Raw genomic sequence first — 13,937 nt, 5'->3', positions numbered from 1 at the left:
AAATGGGCTGAGCCTGTGCGTTCGGCCCTCACCACCTCGGCGGTGCGAACATCTTCGGGATCTTGACACCTGACCGTCAAACACCTCGCCCACGAGTCCGTTTGACGATCGCCCAACGGGTGGCGAAAGGCTTCGTACTACGGTTGCTAGCATGTCGCGAATTCGCCGTTCAATTCCGATTGGCGCCTGTGCATTCGCATTGGCGACGACTTGTACTGGGGGAACCTCTTCCGACAGCTCGACGGCTACTCCAGGGGTGGATCCATCTGCTGAGGTGACAATGGTTATCGGTCCCTCACCGGTCTCCTCGAGAAAGCACAGGCGATTTGCGATCACTGTTCGCTCCTGACGCGGAGATCAACACCTTCTTGCTTGCCGCCGGAGCGTCCTTTTGTCCAGACCAGATCCAACGGTTGATGTCGTAGTGCGATTGGGCGGCCGCCGTCACATTTCCCGGAGCGAACGTCCGCCGTTCGGCCAGATTGGCGGACGTTCCTGTGCGGGACCCCTTGATACCGGCTTCTGCTTAATAAGCGTCGGGCCGTGGCCGGCAAGCGCGTTTGATCGCCCAGTACACCGTCGACCGGCGGAAGCACAACGCTGAAGGGGTTGTGCTTGGGAATCAACGGTCGAACATCATTGACGACGGCGACTAGCCCAGTGCGGGACAGCCCAGGGCATGGGCATGGGCACGGCCGCTTCCTGTGCAGCGTCTCAAAATGCCACCGGCAGTGAGACGCTCCAGCCATGTAGGGTCTCGCGGTTGATGCCGTAATCTCACGGGCTGCGTCGTACCAGTACGACATCACCGTGAGACTAGCGCATGGGTGGTGCTCAGCGCCTCGTCTCGTACCTGGTCAGGACCACGCCGCCGGGAAATGTCCGCGTCTCCACCAGGTTCAGGTTCACCCAGCTGTCCAGCGCGGTGAAGAACGGCGTGCCGCCGCCCACCAGGACTGGGTAGGCGGCGATCGCGTACTCGTCGATCAGCCCGGCGCGCATGGCCGACCCGGCGAGCGTTGCGCCGCCGATGTTCATGGGGCCGCCGTCCTCGGCCTTGAGCCGGGTGATCTCGGCGATCGCGTCGCCGGTGACCAGGCGGGTGTTCCAGTCGACCTGTCTGTCGATCGTCGAGGAGAACACCACCTTCGGCGTGTCCCGCCAGTTCCGCGCGAACTCGATCTCCGCCGGGGTGGCGTTGGGCTGTTGGTCGCCGGTCGGCCAGTAGGAGCTCATCGTCTCCCACAGCTTGCGCCCATACAGCGACAGGCCACTCGCCTGCTCGTGGTCGAGCCACCATTGGAACAGCTCGTCGCTCGGCGGTCCGCCCCAACTTATGTCGTCGCCGGCCGCAGCGATGTAGCCGTCCAGGGTCAAATTCATGCCGTAGATCAGTTTCCGCATGGCACAGCCTTTCCGTCCGTGGGTGTCCGGCGTATAGACCAGCGCGGCGCGAGAAACTCATCGGTGCGCGATCTGGGTTCGCCGGTAGTCCTCGTGCTCGCTGCTCAGCGTGGTGGACTCGGCCGACTCTTGCAAGCCGCCTGATCTCGACCGTCCGGAGTGCCTACGCCGTTCTGGGCAGGGTCGTGCCGGCATGCGCCTGCGTCCGCAGCGCCTCGAGATTCTGTCGCATCTGGGGTCGCATGTCTCGATGCTGCGGGAGCAGACGTAAATAGAGCGCGAGCAGTGGGCGGTACGGCAGTCGGTCGATCCGGTACGAATGCGTCACCCGCGTTCTGTCGCCGTCCGCTCTGAAGGTGTAGGTCCAGGTTGTCGAGTCGTGGTACAGCGGGTTGCGACGCTCCGAGACCGTATGGAACTCGAACGTCCTACCCGGGTCGGCGACGGTCACCTCGCACAGCCGCGACCAGCGCAGGTGATGGGCGCGGTTGTGCCCCCGGAATCGGGCGCCCACGGATCCCGGTGACCGTCCCGGCAACCATGCGCAGCGCCGGCACTCGGGGCTGCGTTCGTCGATGCGCGTGACGTCGGCGACCGCGTCGTACAGCTGTCGGGCCGGGGCGTCGATCCACAGTTCCACCGAGCCCTCGGTGCGAGGTGGCCGGTGGAGACGGGGGCTGACGTCGAGATGAGCGCCCCACCGGGCGGCGCACGCCCGCCGATAGGGTCGCGCGAACGTATGGAGCAAGATGAACCGAGTGACGGGACCGACTTTACGGACGGCGACGTCGTAATCCTCGCGATCGACACCGTCGACGATCCAGTGAGCTTCGGTTCCCAACTCCCGCTTGGTTTTCGAGGCTATGAAGACGCGCTGCTCCACCTCGTCCCATTGCCGACCGGTCAGGGTCCGGGCGACGACCGGCATCATCTCGTCCTCTTCACGCTGCAGATGCGACAGGAGAACGTGCTCCAGAATGGTAAGGGAATGTAGAAGGTCCTGTCGGGCAGCGGAATCGGCACGATATTCGATTGCCGCGGCGGTGACCCGCTCGATCTCCGGGCCGATCCGAGCATGGTCGGTTTCCATCACGTCGAGGAGTGCTCCGGCGGCCGGGTTCAACTGACGGACGAGAGGCCATAGGGCATCGTCCTCGCCGCTGTGGTGCAGGTGAAGGAAATGCATCATCCACGCGAGGTGGTCGGCGAGGGCGACCCGCTGGGCCGATGTGGGCGCAGGGGCAGCGCCCAGCACCTGTATCGCGCGAGCAAGATCGCGGCGTAGCGCGTTGTGCACGATGCGCATGATCCGGGTGTCGGCGTGGGGCAGAGTGTCGGTTGTCATTGACGGACTCCAGATAAAGGCGCACGAGAATTCAGCTCGGGCGGTTGAGGATTTCTGCGATGCGGTCGATCAGCCACGACTCGTATCGGACGCGAGTCCAGCCGCATTCTTGTACGAACAGGGCATACACCTGGTCGCTGGTCTGGACGCATAGTTCGTCGACCTGACCGGGGTCGGGCTGACGGCCCATGATCATATTTGCGACGTCGGCAGCCGAGCGCCTGCGCTGCCCTTCCAGGTCGACGGACGCCGCTGCCAGCGTGGTATCAACCGTCGCACCCTGGCGGATTGCCCCCGCCAGGCGGTGGATGCGCTCGTTGATCGAGGCGATCATGCGCGCAGCGATCTCGATGCGGTCGCCACTCGTGTGCCCCGCACCGATTGCCGTGTAGACGGGCCGGTCGGCCAACGGCACCTGCGCGTCATCGCCGACAATGGCGACCTCGAGTGCCGCCTTCAACAGGTAGGCCTTGGAACCGAACGTCGTGTAGACGGTTTCGACGGACACCGTCGCGGCCTGCGCGACATCCCTCATGCCGGTGCCTGCCCAGCCGCGCTCGGCGAACAACCGCGCGGCGGCCTCGAGTACGGCAACCCGCGTTTGAGCTGCCTGCATCCGACGCAGCGGAGAACGATACCGGCGGGATTCGGACCCGCTTGGCGCCGCCGAATCACGACCGACCGTGGCCATACCTCAGCCTAGAACGGGCAAGTTTTCGATACAAGAGCGTTCCGGTGATTTCGGTGCTGCTTTCACACTCGCCCCTTCTGCACGCGCACCCCCGCCGTCAGACGGATGGAGCGGTGGCCATGCGATCGGCGGCGCCGCGTAGTGCGCGTGAGATCGCGTACATGGCTGGGGTGTACTGGCGGCGAGCGAGAGAGGCGATGTAGATGACGCGCGTCGGCACGCGGTCCTGCTTACGAAACGTCACCGTCCGGACGTCCGGCCGGTGGTAGGCCACGGCGAGCCTCGGAACCATGGCGATTCCGACCCCGGCGGCGACCATCGCTTCGATCTCCTGGTAGTCGTGGGCTTCGTAGACGACGTCGGGTTCGAATCCGGCTGCGCGGCAACTACGGAGAAGAACCTCCCCTGCCGGATGGTCGTTGCTTCGGATGATCCAGCGAGCATCGCGAAGATCCGGTAGCGCGATCTCGTCGTCGCTCCGATGATCGATGGGAAGCAACAGGACCGTCTCGTCCTCCATCAACGTTTCAAGCGACAGCGACCGCTCGGCTTCCTCAGTCCACGAGTAGGACCACAGCAACGCCAGATCCACCTCGCTCGAGTGCAGCATGTCGAGAAGTTGCGGGCGTACCGCCGAACGCACCCGCACGTCGACTTCAGGCCACCGTGAGTGGTACTCCTTCAGCGCGTCAGAGAGCAGCGACGCGCTGACAGTAGGGAAAGAACCGAGCCGCACGGACCCGCGCTGCAGGCCCCGAATCGCTTCGAGATCGCCGCTCGCCGCGCGCATCTCGCGTCGGAACAGGCGTGCGCGGCTGGTCAGGACTTCACCGGCCTCGGTGAGCTGGACCCCACGGGGCAGCCGGGTGAGCACCGGCTGCTTGATGCTGTGTTCGAGCTTTGCGATGCGCTGCGACGCCGCCGAAGGGGTCATCCGAGCGCGCTCGGCACCGGCAGTCAACGAACCCGCTTCCGCAATGTCGAGCAACAGGAACAGCGTGACGACGTCGAATGAGTGCTGCACTCGAACCTCCCGACTTCAGTTGAGCTAAAGGGATCAGTAGCGAAACGGTATTGCCCTAAAGCCGGTGCCGTCAATAGTGTGATGTGGACGACGTTCAAGCGCTGAATGTGACCTTCTGCCCACGCCTGGAAAGCTCTCTTATGACCTCCATCGAGATCCTCCCGCTCATCGCGCTCGTTGCGATGTTCGCGATCGCCACCTTCTTTCCGATCAACATCGGCATTCTCGGCTTCATCGGCGCTTTCGTCGTCGGCTACTTCGCACTCGGGTACGACGACAAGGAAATTCTCACCGCGTTTCCGAGTTCGATCGTGCTCACCATCGTCGGAGTGACCTACTTCTTCGGCATGGCCAAGCGCAACGGCACCATCGACCTGCTGGTCAACAGCTGCATTCGTGCGGTGAACGGACGGGTCACGGTCGTTCCCTGGGTGTTCTTCTTCACCGCATCCGTGCTCACCGCACTGGGAACATTCAGTCCCGCCGCCGTCGCCCTGATCATCCCTGCCGCGATGGCGTTCGCCGCCCGCACTCACATGAGCTCACTGGTCATGGGCATCATGGTCATCAATGGGGCCCACGCCGGCGCCTTCTCGCCGATCTCCGTCTCCGGTGTCCTGGTCCGAGACATCGTCGAGTCGAACGGCCTCTCGATCGCCCCGTGGACGTTGTTCTTCTCCAGTTACGGCATCAACCTGCTGCTCTCGGTACTGACAGTGGTCGGCTACGCCGCGCTCGCCCGCACCCGAGGACTGGAGTTCTCCGCGACCGGATCGACTGATGCCGCGCCCCTCGGCGGTTCACGTGACGGCGCGCCGCACCGGACCACACTGCCCACGGGCGGCGGCAGCAGCAGCAGCAGCTCCGGAGCGCCGGGCACGCGGGTACTCACGCGGCCGGTCTCGACCACCCTCATCGATGCACCCGCACCCGTTACCCGCGCCCAAAAGCTGACGCTGTTCCTCATTGGCGCCCTGCTGGTGCTGGTCCTGGTCCTGCATCTGCCGATCAGCTTCATAGCCATCGCGGCGGGAGCTGTCCTGGCGTTCACCGATCTGAAGAAGCAGAACGACGCGATCGCGGACATCAGCTGGTCGACGGTCCTCCTCGTGGCGGGCATGGTCACCTATATCTCCATCCTGCAAGAGGTGGGCACCATCGACCACCTGGCAGAGATGGCCATCACCATCGGCGCACCGCTCATCGTCGCGTTCGTGCTCTGCTACGTCATCGGCGTCACCTCCGCCTTCGCATCCTCCACCGCACTGCTAGCCGCGGTGATTCCGCTCGCCATGCCGCTGCTGGGAACGGGAGCGCTACCAGTGGTCGGTGTCGTCGCCGCTCTCGCCATCTCCGCCACCGTCGTCGACGTGTCCCCGTTCTCGACGAACGGCGCCCTCGTTCTCGCCAATGCCCAGAACATCGAGCGGCCGCGCTTCTACCGTCAGCTGCTGCTCAACGCAGGCATCGTCGTCGCCGTCGCCCCGGCGCTGTGCTGGCTGATCCTGGTCGTCGTGCCGGAACTGCTCTGACTCTTAAGCCGCACTGAACGACCACGACAGATTTCTCTATTGTGCTTGAACCTCGCGGACCACAGCCTGGAAGCACAGACACGATCGAAAGGCCACCCGATGTTCACTCTCCGAGGCACCTGGATGCGAGGCGGGACCAGCAAGTGCTGGCTCTTCAACGCCGTCGACATCGACCCCTACATCGCCGGCGCCGGCGGACTCGACAACATCCTCACGGCCGCTTTCGGGTCCGGCGATCCGAGGCAGCTCGACGGCGTCGGAGGCGGTAGCTCCACCACATCCAAGGCCGCCATCGTGCGGCGATCCACCGTGCCGGACATCGACGTCGACTACCTGTTCGCTCAGGTGGCGATCGACGACCGGACGGTCGAATGGGGCAGCGACTGCGGCAACTGCGCCACCGCGATCGGCCTCTACGCAGTCCAAGCCGGATTGGTCGCCATCGACGACACCCTCACGATCGTGCGCATGCGGAACCAGAACACCGGAGCCGTACTGCGGGCAGAGATCGCCACGCCGGGTCGCCACGTCCCCACCGAGGGAAGCGCCTCGGTCCCGGGCACGCCCGCACTCGGCGTGCCGGTGGGTCTGACGTTCACCGGGTTGGACACCGATCGCACCACCGTGCTGCCGACCGGCCAGGCCGTCAACCAAATCGAGCTCGGCAGCAACATGTACCGAGGAACACTCGTCCGGGCCGGCGCTCCCGCCGCGCTGTTCGACGCGACGGACCTCGGGCTCACCGGCGCAGAGGACAACGACACCCTCGCCGACCGGCTTCCCACGCTCATCGCCCTTCGCCGCGAGGCTGCACTCCTGATGGGACTCGCACGGCCCACCGATCCGATAACCCACGCTATCCCGAAAGTGGGAATCGTCGGACCACCCACGGACTACCGCACCGCAACGGGAACTCTGGTGCGCGCCGAGGACTACGACGTGTCGGTACGCATGATGTCGATGATGGCGCCCCATCCCGCGATCGGGCTCACCTCCGCTGTCGCAGTGGCGGCAGCCGTCACCGTGTCGGGCGGGACCGTCGCCACCAACGCCCGAATCGGCTGGCCAGGTTCGCTCCGTATCGGCACCGCTGCAGGCGTTCTCGACGTCGACTACGCCCTCGACCCTCAGGGCATCCTGCAGACGGTGACCCTGCACCGAGCCGTACGACGAATCGCGACCGCAGATCTCTTCGTGGCAATCTCGGCTTCCGCGCTCGTGGGTGCGGGGGCCTGAAGGAAACGGTTCACGCTTGTCCGGACCTCCTCCGGATGCGTGCCAACGTGGAGGGCGAATCAGACTGCGTCTCGAATCTCGCTCCGTGTTAGGTGTTGCGTGTGAGGTCGTTCAGAAGGTGCAGTACGGGGTCGTCAACGCCACACAGCGGAGTCGAGGACTGGAATGCCGGCTGCTGTTCCAGACTCTCCAACGCGCCGTTGGAACTCGTCGCCAGGATGAGGTCGGCATCGGTGTCGGCCCGAGACGTCATGACCTGACAATGAGCATTAGTTCCCTGCTGGCGCAAGATCGTTCGCTACCAGCGCGAGAATGTCGTTCGCGTGGCTGACGGCGATGAAATGACCACCACCACTGATCGGGTGCCAGACGGCGCCGGGGGTCTTGTCCGCTACCGTCTTGTTGATGATCTCCGGCACCAGGGTGTCGGCGCTTCCCTGCCAGAAGTGCACGGGGCGAGACACTGTCGTCATGTCGAACGGCCAGGCCTTGTAGAGCATCGTGGCATCGGCGACAAGTCCGTCTGCGCCATGCCGGAAGCATTCGCGCCCTGCCCTCAGAAACGCGTCGAGGACCTTTTCGTCAGCCAACACCTCCCGATCCGCGGTGCACGCCGACTGCGTGATCGCCTTCGCGTAACGATCCGCGAAATGTGTGGCACTGATACCGAGCACGTCGTACATGAGTGTGAAACCGGGATGGAAGTGAAGCGCCAGGCGGCCGCCCAGCGCGTCGACGCTACTGAGATACTTCGCGGCCCAGTTCGATCCGAACGTTCCGTAATTGCCCCCGGCGATGCACACGACATTGACCAGCCGTGCGGGATCCAGATAGGCGGCGGCCGCGAGGGCCCACGGTCCACCCTCGGACCAGCCGGTTACTGCGAATCGGTGTGCGCCGAAGGAGTCGGCCAGCAGCAGGAGGTCATCGGTCCAGCTTTCGAAGGTGCGGTCCGGCTGATGATCTGACCCGCCCATGCCCGGCCGATCCGCGCATACGAATCTCAGTCCGTTGGCCTTCGCATACGGATCGAACAGTTCGGCCTCCAGTCGGCTCGAGGGTCCCCCGTGGTTGTGCAGCACGAGTGGTCCACCCGGGTCACCGGTTTCGAGATACGTGATGGTCCGGTCGCCGACCCGGATACTTCCCTCTCGCGTCACGTGGACTCCTCACAGTGTTGGCCGGAACATGAACCCGGGTCGGCGGCGTCGAAACTGCAGTTCCCTCGCACGTCAGCGACGCTGCTGAAGCCAGTCTCGGTAGTGCGTGGGCGCCAGACGAGCGTCCGAACCCGCTGTGAGCACGTCTCCGGTAACTGCGCCGAACAAGCCGGCATTCTCGTCGAGAGTCACGGTCCGGGCATCGCCCTGCGCCGCCAACGTGATTCTGCCAAGTTCGTCGAGAGGAAAAACCTCCGGACCGGCAATGTCTCGGATACCTCCCAGCGGTGTACCAGTGGAGACTTCGACGAGCGCATCGACCACCTCCGCAGCGGCAATCGGCTGGAGTGGGGTGGAGGGCAGCCGCACTGTATCGCCGTCGGAGGTCCAAGACAAGACGGCGTCGACGAACTCGAAGAACTGGGTGGCACGAAGGATGGAGTACGGCGTCGGCCCCTGCCGGAGCAGGTTCTCCTGGAGGGTCTTTGCCCGGTAGTAATCCAACTGGGGCACTTGATCGACACCGACGATCGAGAGGACCACCTGATGCCGGACACCGGCACGTTCCCCGGCTGCCAGCAGGTTACTCATGGAGGCGCGGAAGAAGTCCAGGGAGGCCTCATCGAAGGTCGGAGAGTTCGAGGCATCGATCACCACATCTGTACCCTCGAGTGCGCTGTCCAGACCCTGACCCGAGATCAGGTCGATCCCGGTGGACTGCGACGCGGGAATCGCCTCGTGACCGGCTTCGTTCAGCTTGCGGACCACCTGCGATCCGATCAACCCGGTACCACCGATGACTGCAAGCTTCATCGTCTCACCTTTCACGGCCGTCGCCGACGGTCGGCGCCGAGATGCCGGAGGCCTCTGCCCATTGTCCTCGCTCGGCAACGCGCTGTGAACCGCTATCGCCGGGTTCGTTGCGGGCTTCGACCGCGGTCCTGCACGCTCACGATCGCTGCGGCGGTGGACGCGATCGTCCGGTCGCCGTCGTCGGTGAGCCTGCCGAGTGCCGCCCGTGCCGCCGTGCCGGGAATCTCCGCGAGGGCCTGTGTGATTCGCAGCCTGGTGGGCGCATCGTCGGCGTTGTCGAGCTCGCGCTGCAGGGCCTCGACGATATCTTCCGCCGGAGATGCAATGGTCGTCAGCAGGCCCAGGACTTCGGCCGCCTCGACATCGCGCCGCCCGTTGACGACCATCTCGAGGAGGGCCGGTATCGAGTCGATGTTTCCACGAGAGCCGAGAGCCAGGGCGGCGTATCCGCGGATGCCGGCATCCGAATCATCGAGGGCTCGTCTCAGTTGTACCGTTGCCTCCGCTGTGTGGACAGCCGCTATCGCGGCAGTCGCGCGACGCCGGACGTCGACCTCCTCCGCGTCGAGACCCTTGGCGAGATGCGCAAGTCCGCGACCGGCGACCCTCGCCAACGACCACTGCAGCGCACCGGCCACATTGGGGTCTTCCTCCGCGAGGGCGGCCTCGACCAGCGCTTCGACGGGTAGCGATGCCTTCCCGCTCTGCGACAGGATCGCTTGTTGACGACGGGCCGCAGACTCCGATTCGAGTGCGCGCAGCAGGGCAACGATGCGCAGCACATCTTCCCACTCCGCCGGGGAGGCGGCGTCTACACGTTCGAGCTTCGCGAGCAGTTCCTCGTCGGCAGCGATTCGCTGGCGGGTGTGCCGGATGAGGTCACCCACCAGATCGGCCGGAGCGAAATCGGGCCCGTCCAATGCTCGTTTGACCTCGTTCAACGACAGCCCCAACGTCCTCAGGCTCTCGACGTGGAACAGCCGTCGGATGTCGTCGGCGGAGTATTCGCGGTAGCCACCAGTGGTGCGGCCGGTGGGACTGACCAATCCCAACGTGTCGTAGTGACGCAGCATTCGCGTACTGACGCCGCACCGCCGAGAAACCTCGCCGATCAACATTGCCTCTCCTTCCGCTACGCGTCCGGGCCGGCGACCGCGACGCGCGTCGCCATCTCGAGTGCAAGGGTGAATCCGCTGTCGGGGTCGTGACAGAGCTGCTTCGTAGCATCGGCATGCGCACGAATCCGCGGATCGGGACTCGCCCCCACGTCGTCGAGGACCGGTAGGACAGCGTCCCCGAGTCCGACCAGCGCACGGCTCAGACTGAGCTGCAGGTGCTGATCGCCCCGGCCTAATTCTGTCGCCAGATCGGCCGCGAGCGCGGCCTCCTCGCCCGGCGGCACGAGCACGACGGCCGCCCGCCACGCGCTGCGCGCGACCTCGTCGTGCTCGTCGTGCACCAATCCCCACACCCCGGGCCAGGCGAGCAGATCCCCCATCTTGGACAGGGTGTGCAGCGCCTGACTGCGGGCCTGCGCGGTGTCGGACCCGAGCTCTCGGACCAGTCTCGGCACCGTGAGCTCGGGGGGCAGGCGGCACAATGCCCAGGTCAGCATGTCGCGGACGAAGAAGTCCGGTTCGACGGCGCACCGCGCGACGAGAGCGTCCGTGAGCTGGGGGTCAGGGCGCGTTCCGGCCGCGAGTGCCGCCCGCAGCCGGCTCGACGGGCCGCCCGCTGCCAGAGTGTCGACGAGGTGGGCGTTCGGCCCACCGTGGTTGGTTGTGTTCACGACAACCACCTCCTTCGCCGACCATTCGAGTCCTTGTCACTGTGTCAGGGTCAAGCGTTGCTGTCAGGGTGGGCGTCGATCAACTCGCAGATCTTGCACGAGAGAAGTCGCCGGCATCTCTACTGTGAGGGGTGCGAGTTCCACCGATGAGTTTGTCCGGCTCGCGGAGTCCAACCATCATCACCCTCTTCGACAGTGCAGGAGAAACTGAATGGATCAGCTGCTGAGAGTCCAGAACTTCACTGTGTCTGGTGACGGGTTCGGCGCGGGTGAAAACCAGAGCTTCGAGAGACCGTTCGGCCACGCCGACCCCGGCGAGATGTTCGCCTGGGCCGGCGCCACGGCGAGCTGGCCCATGCGGACCGACCCCGGTGGGAGCCGCGGACTCGACGACTACTTCACGCGGGATTTCGCCCGAAACATTGGCGCCGAGATCATGGGCCGCAACAAATTCGGACCCCAACGGGGGCCGTGGGAGGACCTCAGCTGGCGCGGCTGGTGGGGCGACGAACCCCCGTTCCATACCCCGGTATTCGTGATGACTCATCACGAGCGTCCGTCGTTCACCCTCTCCGACACCACATTCCACTTCGTCGGAGGTGACCCTGCCACAGTTCTCGAGCAAGCGCGTGACGCCGCGGGCAGCAAGGACGTCCGACTCGGCGGCGGGGCTACCACCATCCGGCAGTTCCTCGACGCCGACCTCGTGGACACGATGCATGTGGTGGTCTCTCCGGTGCAACTCGGGTCCGGCGTGCGACTGTGGGAGTCCCCCGATGAGCTGCTCGACCGGTTTCATCTCGAGGTTGTGCCGAGCCCCAGCGGTGTGGCACACCACCTGTTCTGGCGCAGGTGATCACTTCGCCCGACTCACCTGCGGGGAACCGGCGCCTGCCGGTTCCCCGCAGGGCCGAATCGGAGCCGCGCAGCGAGTTCGGCGCGACTGCGAACTCCCGTCTTCGCATAGACGGATTTCAGGTGATCCTGCACGGTGTTGGCAGTGATGGCACGGCGCTGCGCGATGTCGGATGTGGCGTATCCCGCCACGACGTCGCTACAGATTTCGCGTTCTCGTGCGGTCAACCCATAGGCGGCGAGCAGTAGACCGGTGAGGTCGCTGCCACCGGCCGATTCGAAAGTGACTACGGTCTGCGATTCGTCGCCACCGAGCATGGCGGTTGCTCGCACCAGAATCCAGCCGCCGTGTGCGTCACGGATCCGGGCCCGGAAGATCCCGGAACTGCTGGACCGTGCACCGAATGTCGCGGCCCGTAGCACCACGGTCATCCGCCCGTGGGCGACTTCCTCGACGCGATCCCGCCAGGTTCGGGCCGCGGAGGTGAAGGAAAGGGGATCGCCCGTGGCACTCGTCAACACCACTGCCGGCCCCTGATCGTCCGGTGGGTGGGTAGCCGGAGAGTGCACTGCCGCTGCCCGGGTCGCGGCCGCCAGCCCCGGCGCCACCAGCGCGAGAAACTCGATGTCGCGGTCGGAGAAATCCGGCCCCGATCGAACGAAGCCGGCTCCACCCCAGCAGGTTCCGTCCACTCGAAAGATGACCCGAACCTCGCGTGGGAGACCGAGGGGCCGCCACACGCCACTGTGCCGGAGACTGCGCGCCACCTCATCGACGGGCAGGTCGGAGGCACGTGCGACTCCACGACCGGTGCAGGCGAGATCGGCAAATGTCGCGGGATCACGTCCGCCGTATTCCGACTCGGCAAGCAGCGGCTCGTATTCCTGGGGAATGCGATTGCGCCCGCTGGTCATCGAACTGATCGCGAGCGACTCCGGGTCGATCATCGCCCAACACGTCAGGTCACTGGACACCGTCTGCTCGACCAGTTCGATGGCGCGCTCGTGCACTTGCGTGACGCCGGCACCCGATGCCGCCAACGCCACCACTTCCCGGCGGATCCTGTCCGCTCGGATCTCGAGCATGCAGCCAAGTATGCGCTGCTCACACCGTCGCGGCTATCCCAGATTTCTGGGATGGGCCACCGATCACCCCGGTCTTACGGTCGCAGTATGTCTACCCACGTTCACATCCTCCGCTCCTGTGACGGCCTACGCCTCACCATTCCCGACGCCGATATCACGGTGCTGGTACCCGGCGAGGTCACCCGCGGGGCATACGAGGTCTTCCTGGTCGAGAGTCGGCAAGGCAGACCGGGGCCACTGCATACCGAGCCGTGGCCGAAGTCCTACCACCTACTGCGCGGCCGGATTCTCGTCCAGGCGGCCGACACCGGTTACGAACTCGCCGCGGGTGAATCCATCATCTTCCCCCCGGGAACGATGAACACCTTCACCGTTCTCAGCGAGTCGGCCGAGTTCCTCCTCGTCACGGCCGGTGCGGACATGAGCGGGTTCTTCACCGAACTCGACGCCCTCGGTCGCGCTCAGCACTCGGAGGAGGACGTCGCTCCCCTTCTCCACAAGGTCGCGAACGAGTACGGGATCACGCTGGCGAGCCAAGCAGGTGCGTCATGATCGTCATTGCTCAGATTGCGACGCTGATCGCGGCGGCCGTTCATCTACTGGCGTTCGTGTGGGAGTCGGTGGTGTTCCTCCGGCCGTCGGTGCACGAGCGGCTGTTCCGGATTCCCACCTCCGACGTACCGGCCGTCCGCCTGTGGGCGTTCAACGTCGGTTTCTACAACTTGTTCCTCGGTTCCGGCGCGGTGGCCGGCGTGGTTCTCTGGTGGGCCGGGTCGGACACCGCGGGCCGCACCCTCGTGATCTACACCTGCATCTTCATGTTCCTGGCAGGAATCGCCCTGGCCGTCTCGGACCGTATGGCCTTGAGCCGCCCTCGCGGGTCGGGCGTCGCCGGAGCCCTGTCCCAGAGCACACCTCCCCTGGTGGCGTTGGTGGCCCTGGCGATCGGATGAGCACGATCGTCTCGCGATTGCCAGTAAGTTCTCAGGCTCCGAACCCACC

General features: G+C 65.2%; 15 protein-coding genes. 5 read left to right on the top strand and 10 right to left on the bottom strand.

Features of this window, described 5'->3' with window-relative positions:
- Positions 1-834: 834 nt before the first annotated feature.
- From HYG77_RS24800 to HYG77_RS24785, 4 genes are all read right to left on the bottom strand, one after another.
- Positions 835-1,404, bottom strand: coding sequence for a dihydrofolate reductase family protein (locus tag HYG77_RS24800; RefSeq protein ID WP_109335265.1), 570 nt, complete (start codon positions 1,402-1,404; stop codon positions 835-837).
- Positions 1,405-1,567: 163 nt separating this feature from the next.
- Entirely contained in the window at positions 1,568-2,749 is a 1,182-nt protein-coding gene (locus HYG77_RS24795) for a hemerythrin domain-containing protein (protein ID WP_208960944.1), read from the bottom strand.
- Positions 2,750-2,780: 31 nt separating this feature from the next.
- Positions 2,781-3,440, bottom strand: a complete 660-nt coding sequence (locus HYG77_RS24790) for a helix-turn-helix domain-containing protein (RefSeq protein ID WP_109332146.1) — start codon at positions 3,438-3,440, stop codon at positions 2,781-2,783.
- Positions 3,441-3,537: 97 nt separating this feature from the next.
- Complete coding sequence (locus HYG77_RS24785; RefSeq protein WP_208960943.1) at positions 3,538-4,464, bottom strand: LysR family transcriptional regulator; 927 nt, start codon at positions 4,462-4,464, stop codon at positions 3,538-3,540.
- Positions 4,465-4,604: 140 nt separating this feature from the next.
- On the opposite strand from HYG77_RS24785, the gene HYG77_RS24780 reads away from it, so the two are divergent.
- Entirely contained in the window at positions 4,605-5,996 is a 1,392-nt protein-coding gene (locus HYG77_RS24780) for an SLC13 family permease (protein ID WP_208960942.1), read from the top strand.
- Positions 5,997-6,095: 99 nt separating this feature from the next.
- The gene (locus tag HYG77_RS24775; protein WP_109332150.1) at positions 6,096-7,232 is read left to right on the top strand and encodes a PrpF domain-containing protein; all 1,137 of its coding nucleotides are present in this window, start codon (positions 6,096-6,098) and stop codon (positions 7,230-7,232) included.
- Between the two features lie 88 nt (positions 7,233-7,320).
- On the opposite strand, the gene HYG77_RS39865 is transcribed toward HYG77_RS24775, so the two are convergent.
- The 5 genes from HYG77_RS39865 to HYG77_RS24750 all read right to left on the bottom strand — a co-directional run bounded on the left by HYG77_RS39865 (position 7,321) and on the right by HYG77_RS24750 (position 11,003).
- On the bottom strand, positions 7,321-7,485 hold the full coding sequence (locus HYG77_RS39865; protein WP_244373095.1) for a hypothetical protein: 165 nt from the start codon (positions 7,483-7,485) through the stop codon (positions 7,321-7,323).
- A gap of 16 nt (positions 7,486-7,501) precedes the next feature.
- The gene (locus HYG77_RS24765; RefSeq protein ID WP_208960941.1) at positions 7,502-8,392 is read right to left on the bottom strand and encodes an alpha/beta hydrolase; all 891 of its coding nucleotides are present in this window, start codon (positions 8,390-8,392) and stop codon (positions 7,502-7,504) included.
- Positions 8,393-8,464: 72 nt separating this feature from the next.
- Entirely contained in the window at positions 8,465-9,205 is a 741-nt protein-coding gene (locus tag HYG77_RS24760; protein WP_208960940.1) for an NAD(P)H-binding protein, read from the bottom strand.
- Between the two features lie 92 nt (positions 9,206-9,297).
- Positions 9,298-10,323, bottom strand: coding sequence for a MerR family transcriptional regulator (locus tag HYG77_RS24755; RefSeq protein WP_208960939.1), 1,026 nt, complete (start codon positions 10,321-10,323; stop codon positions 9,298-9,300).
- 14 nt (positions 10,324-10,337) lie between these two features.
- Positions 10,338-11,003, bottom strand: coding sequence for a HEAT repeat domain-containing protein (locus HYG77_RS24750; protein ID WP_208960938.1), 666 nt, complete (start codon positions 11,001-11,003; stop codon positions 10,338-10,340).
- Positions 11,004-11,205: 202 nt separating this feature from the next.
- Between HYG77_RS24750 and HYG77_RS24745 the strand changes: the two genes are divergently transcribed.
- Positions 11,206-11,850: a dihydrofolate reductase family protein gene (locus HYG77_RS24745; protein ID WP_208960937.1), complete on the top strand. Its 645-nt coding sequence runs from the start codon at positions 11,206-11,208 to the stop codon at positions 11,848-11,850.
- Between the two features lie 14 nt (positions 11,851-11,864).
- Here the strand turns inward: HYG77_RS24745 and HYG77_RS24740 are convergent, their stop codons facing one another.
- Positions 11,865-12,935 carry a helix-turn-helix transcriptional regulator gene (locus HYG77_RS24740; RefSeq protein WP_208960936.1) on the bottom strand — a complete coding sequence of 357 codons (1,071 nt, stop codon included), beginning with the start codon at positions 12,933-12,935 and terminating at the stop codon, positions 11,865-11,867.
- An 87-nt stretch (positions 12,936-13,022) separates the two neighbouring features.
- Between HYG77_RS24740 and HYG77_RS24735 the strand changes: the two genes are divergently transcribed.
- Positions 13,023-13,487, top strand: a complete 465-nt coding sequence (locus HYG77_RS24735) for a hypothetical protein (protein ID WP_208960935.1) — start codon at positions 13,023-13,025, stop codon at positions 13,485-13,487.
- Positions 13,484-13,888, top strand: a complete 405-nt coding sequence (locus HYG77_RS24730) for a DUF1304 domain-containing protein (protein WP_109332199.1) — start codon at positions 13,484-13,486, stop codon at positions 13,886-13,888. Before HYG77_RS24735 ends, HYG77_RS24730 begins: the two co-directional genes overlap by 4 nt.
- Positions 13,889-13,937: the final 49 nt, after the last annotated feature.

The sequence above is a fragment of the Rhodococcus sp. ZPP genome, assembly GCF_017656075.1.
Taxonomy (GTDB): domain Bacteria; phylum Actinomycetota; class Actinomycetes; order Mycobacteriales; family Mycobacteriaceae; genus Rhodococcus_F; species Rhodococcus_F oxybenzonivorans.
Note: the sequence above shows the minus strand (reverse complement) of the source record. Positions and strands in the feature narration are given on the sequence as shown.

What these genes read in the sequence shown, in the direction of transcription:
- HYG77_RS24800 (WP_109335265.1), bottom strand. Translation starts at nt 1,404, where the DNA reads ATGCGGAAACTGATCTACGGCATGAATTTGACCCTGGACGGCTACATC.
- HYG77_RS24795 (WP_208960944.1), bottom strand. Translation starts at nt 2,749, where the DNA reads ATGACAACCGACACTCTGCCCCACGCCGACACCCGGATCATGCGCATC.
- HYG77_RS24790 (WP_109332146.1), bottom strand. Translation starts at nt 3,440, where the DNA reads ATGGCCACGGTCGGTCGTGATTCGGCGGCGCCAAGCGGGTCCGAATCC.
- HYG77_RS24780 (WP_208960942.1), top strand. Translation starts at nt 4,605, where the DNA reads ATGACCTCCATCGAGATCCTCCCGCTCATCGCGCTCGTTGCGATGTTC.
- HYG77_RS24775 (WP_109332150.1), top strand. Translation starts at nt 6,096, where the DNA reads ATGTTCACTCTCCGAGGCACCTGGATGCGAGGCGGGACCAGCAAGTGC.
- HYG77_RS39865 (WP_244373095.1), bottom strand. Translation starts at nt 7,485, where the DNA reads ATGACGTCTCGGGCCGACACCGATGCCGACCTCATCCTGGCGACGAGT.
- HYG77_RS24760 (WP_208960940.1), bottom strand. Translation starts at nt 9,205, where the DNA reads ATGAAGCTTGCAGTCATCGGTGGTACCGGGTTGATCGGATCGCAGGTG.
- HYG77_RS24755 (WP_208960939.1), bottom strand. Translation starts at nt 10,323, where the DNA reads ATGTTGATCGGCGAGGTTTCTCGGCGGTGCGGCGTCAGTACGCGAATG.
- HYG77_RS24745 (WP_208960937.1), top strand. Translation starts at nt 11,206, where the DNA reads ATGGATCAGCTGCTGAGAGTCCAGAACTTCACTGTGTCTGGTGACGGG.
- HYG77_RS24740 (WP_208960936.1), bottom strand. Translation starts at nt 12,935, where the DNA reads ATGCTCGAGATCCGAGCGGACAGGATCCGCCGGGAAGTGGTGGCGTTG.
- HYG77_RS24735 (WP_208960935.1), top strand. Translation starts at nt 13,023, where the DNA reads ATGTCTACCCACGTTCACATCCTCCGCTCCTGTGACGGCCTACGCCTC.
- HYG77_RS24730 (WP_109332199.1), top strand. Translation starts at nt 13,484, where the DNA reads ATGATCGTCATTGCTCAGATTGCGACGCTGATCGCGGCGGCCGTTCAT.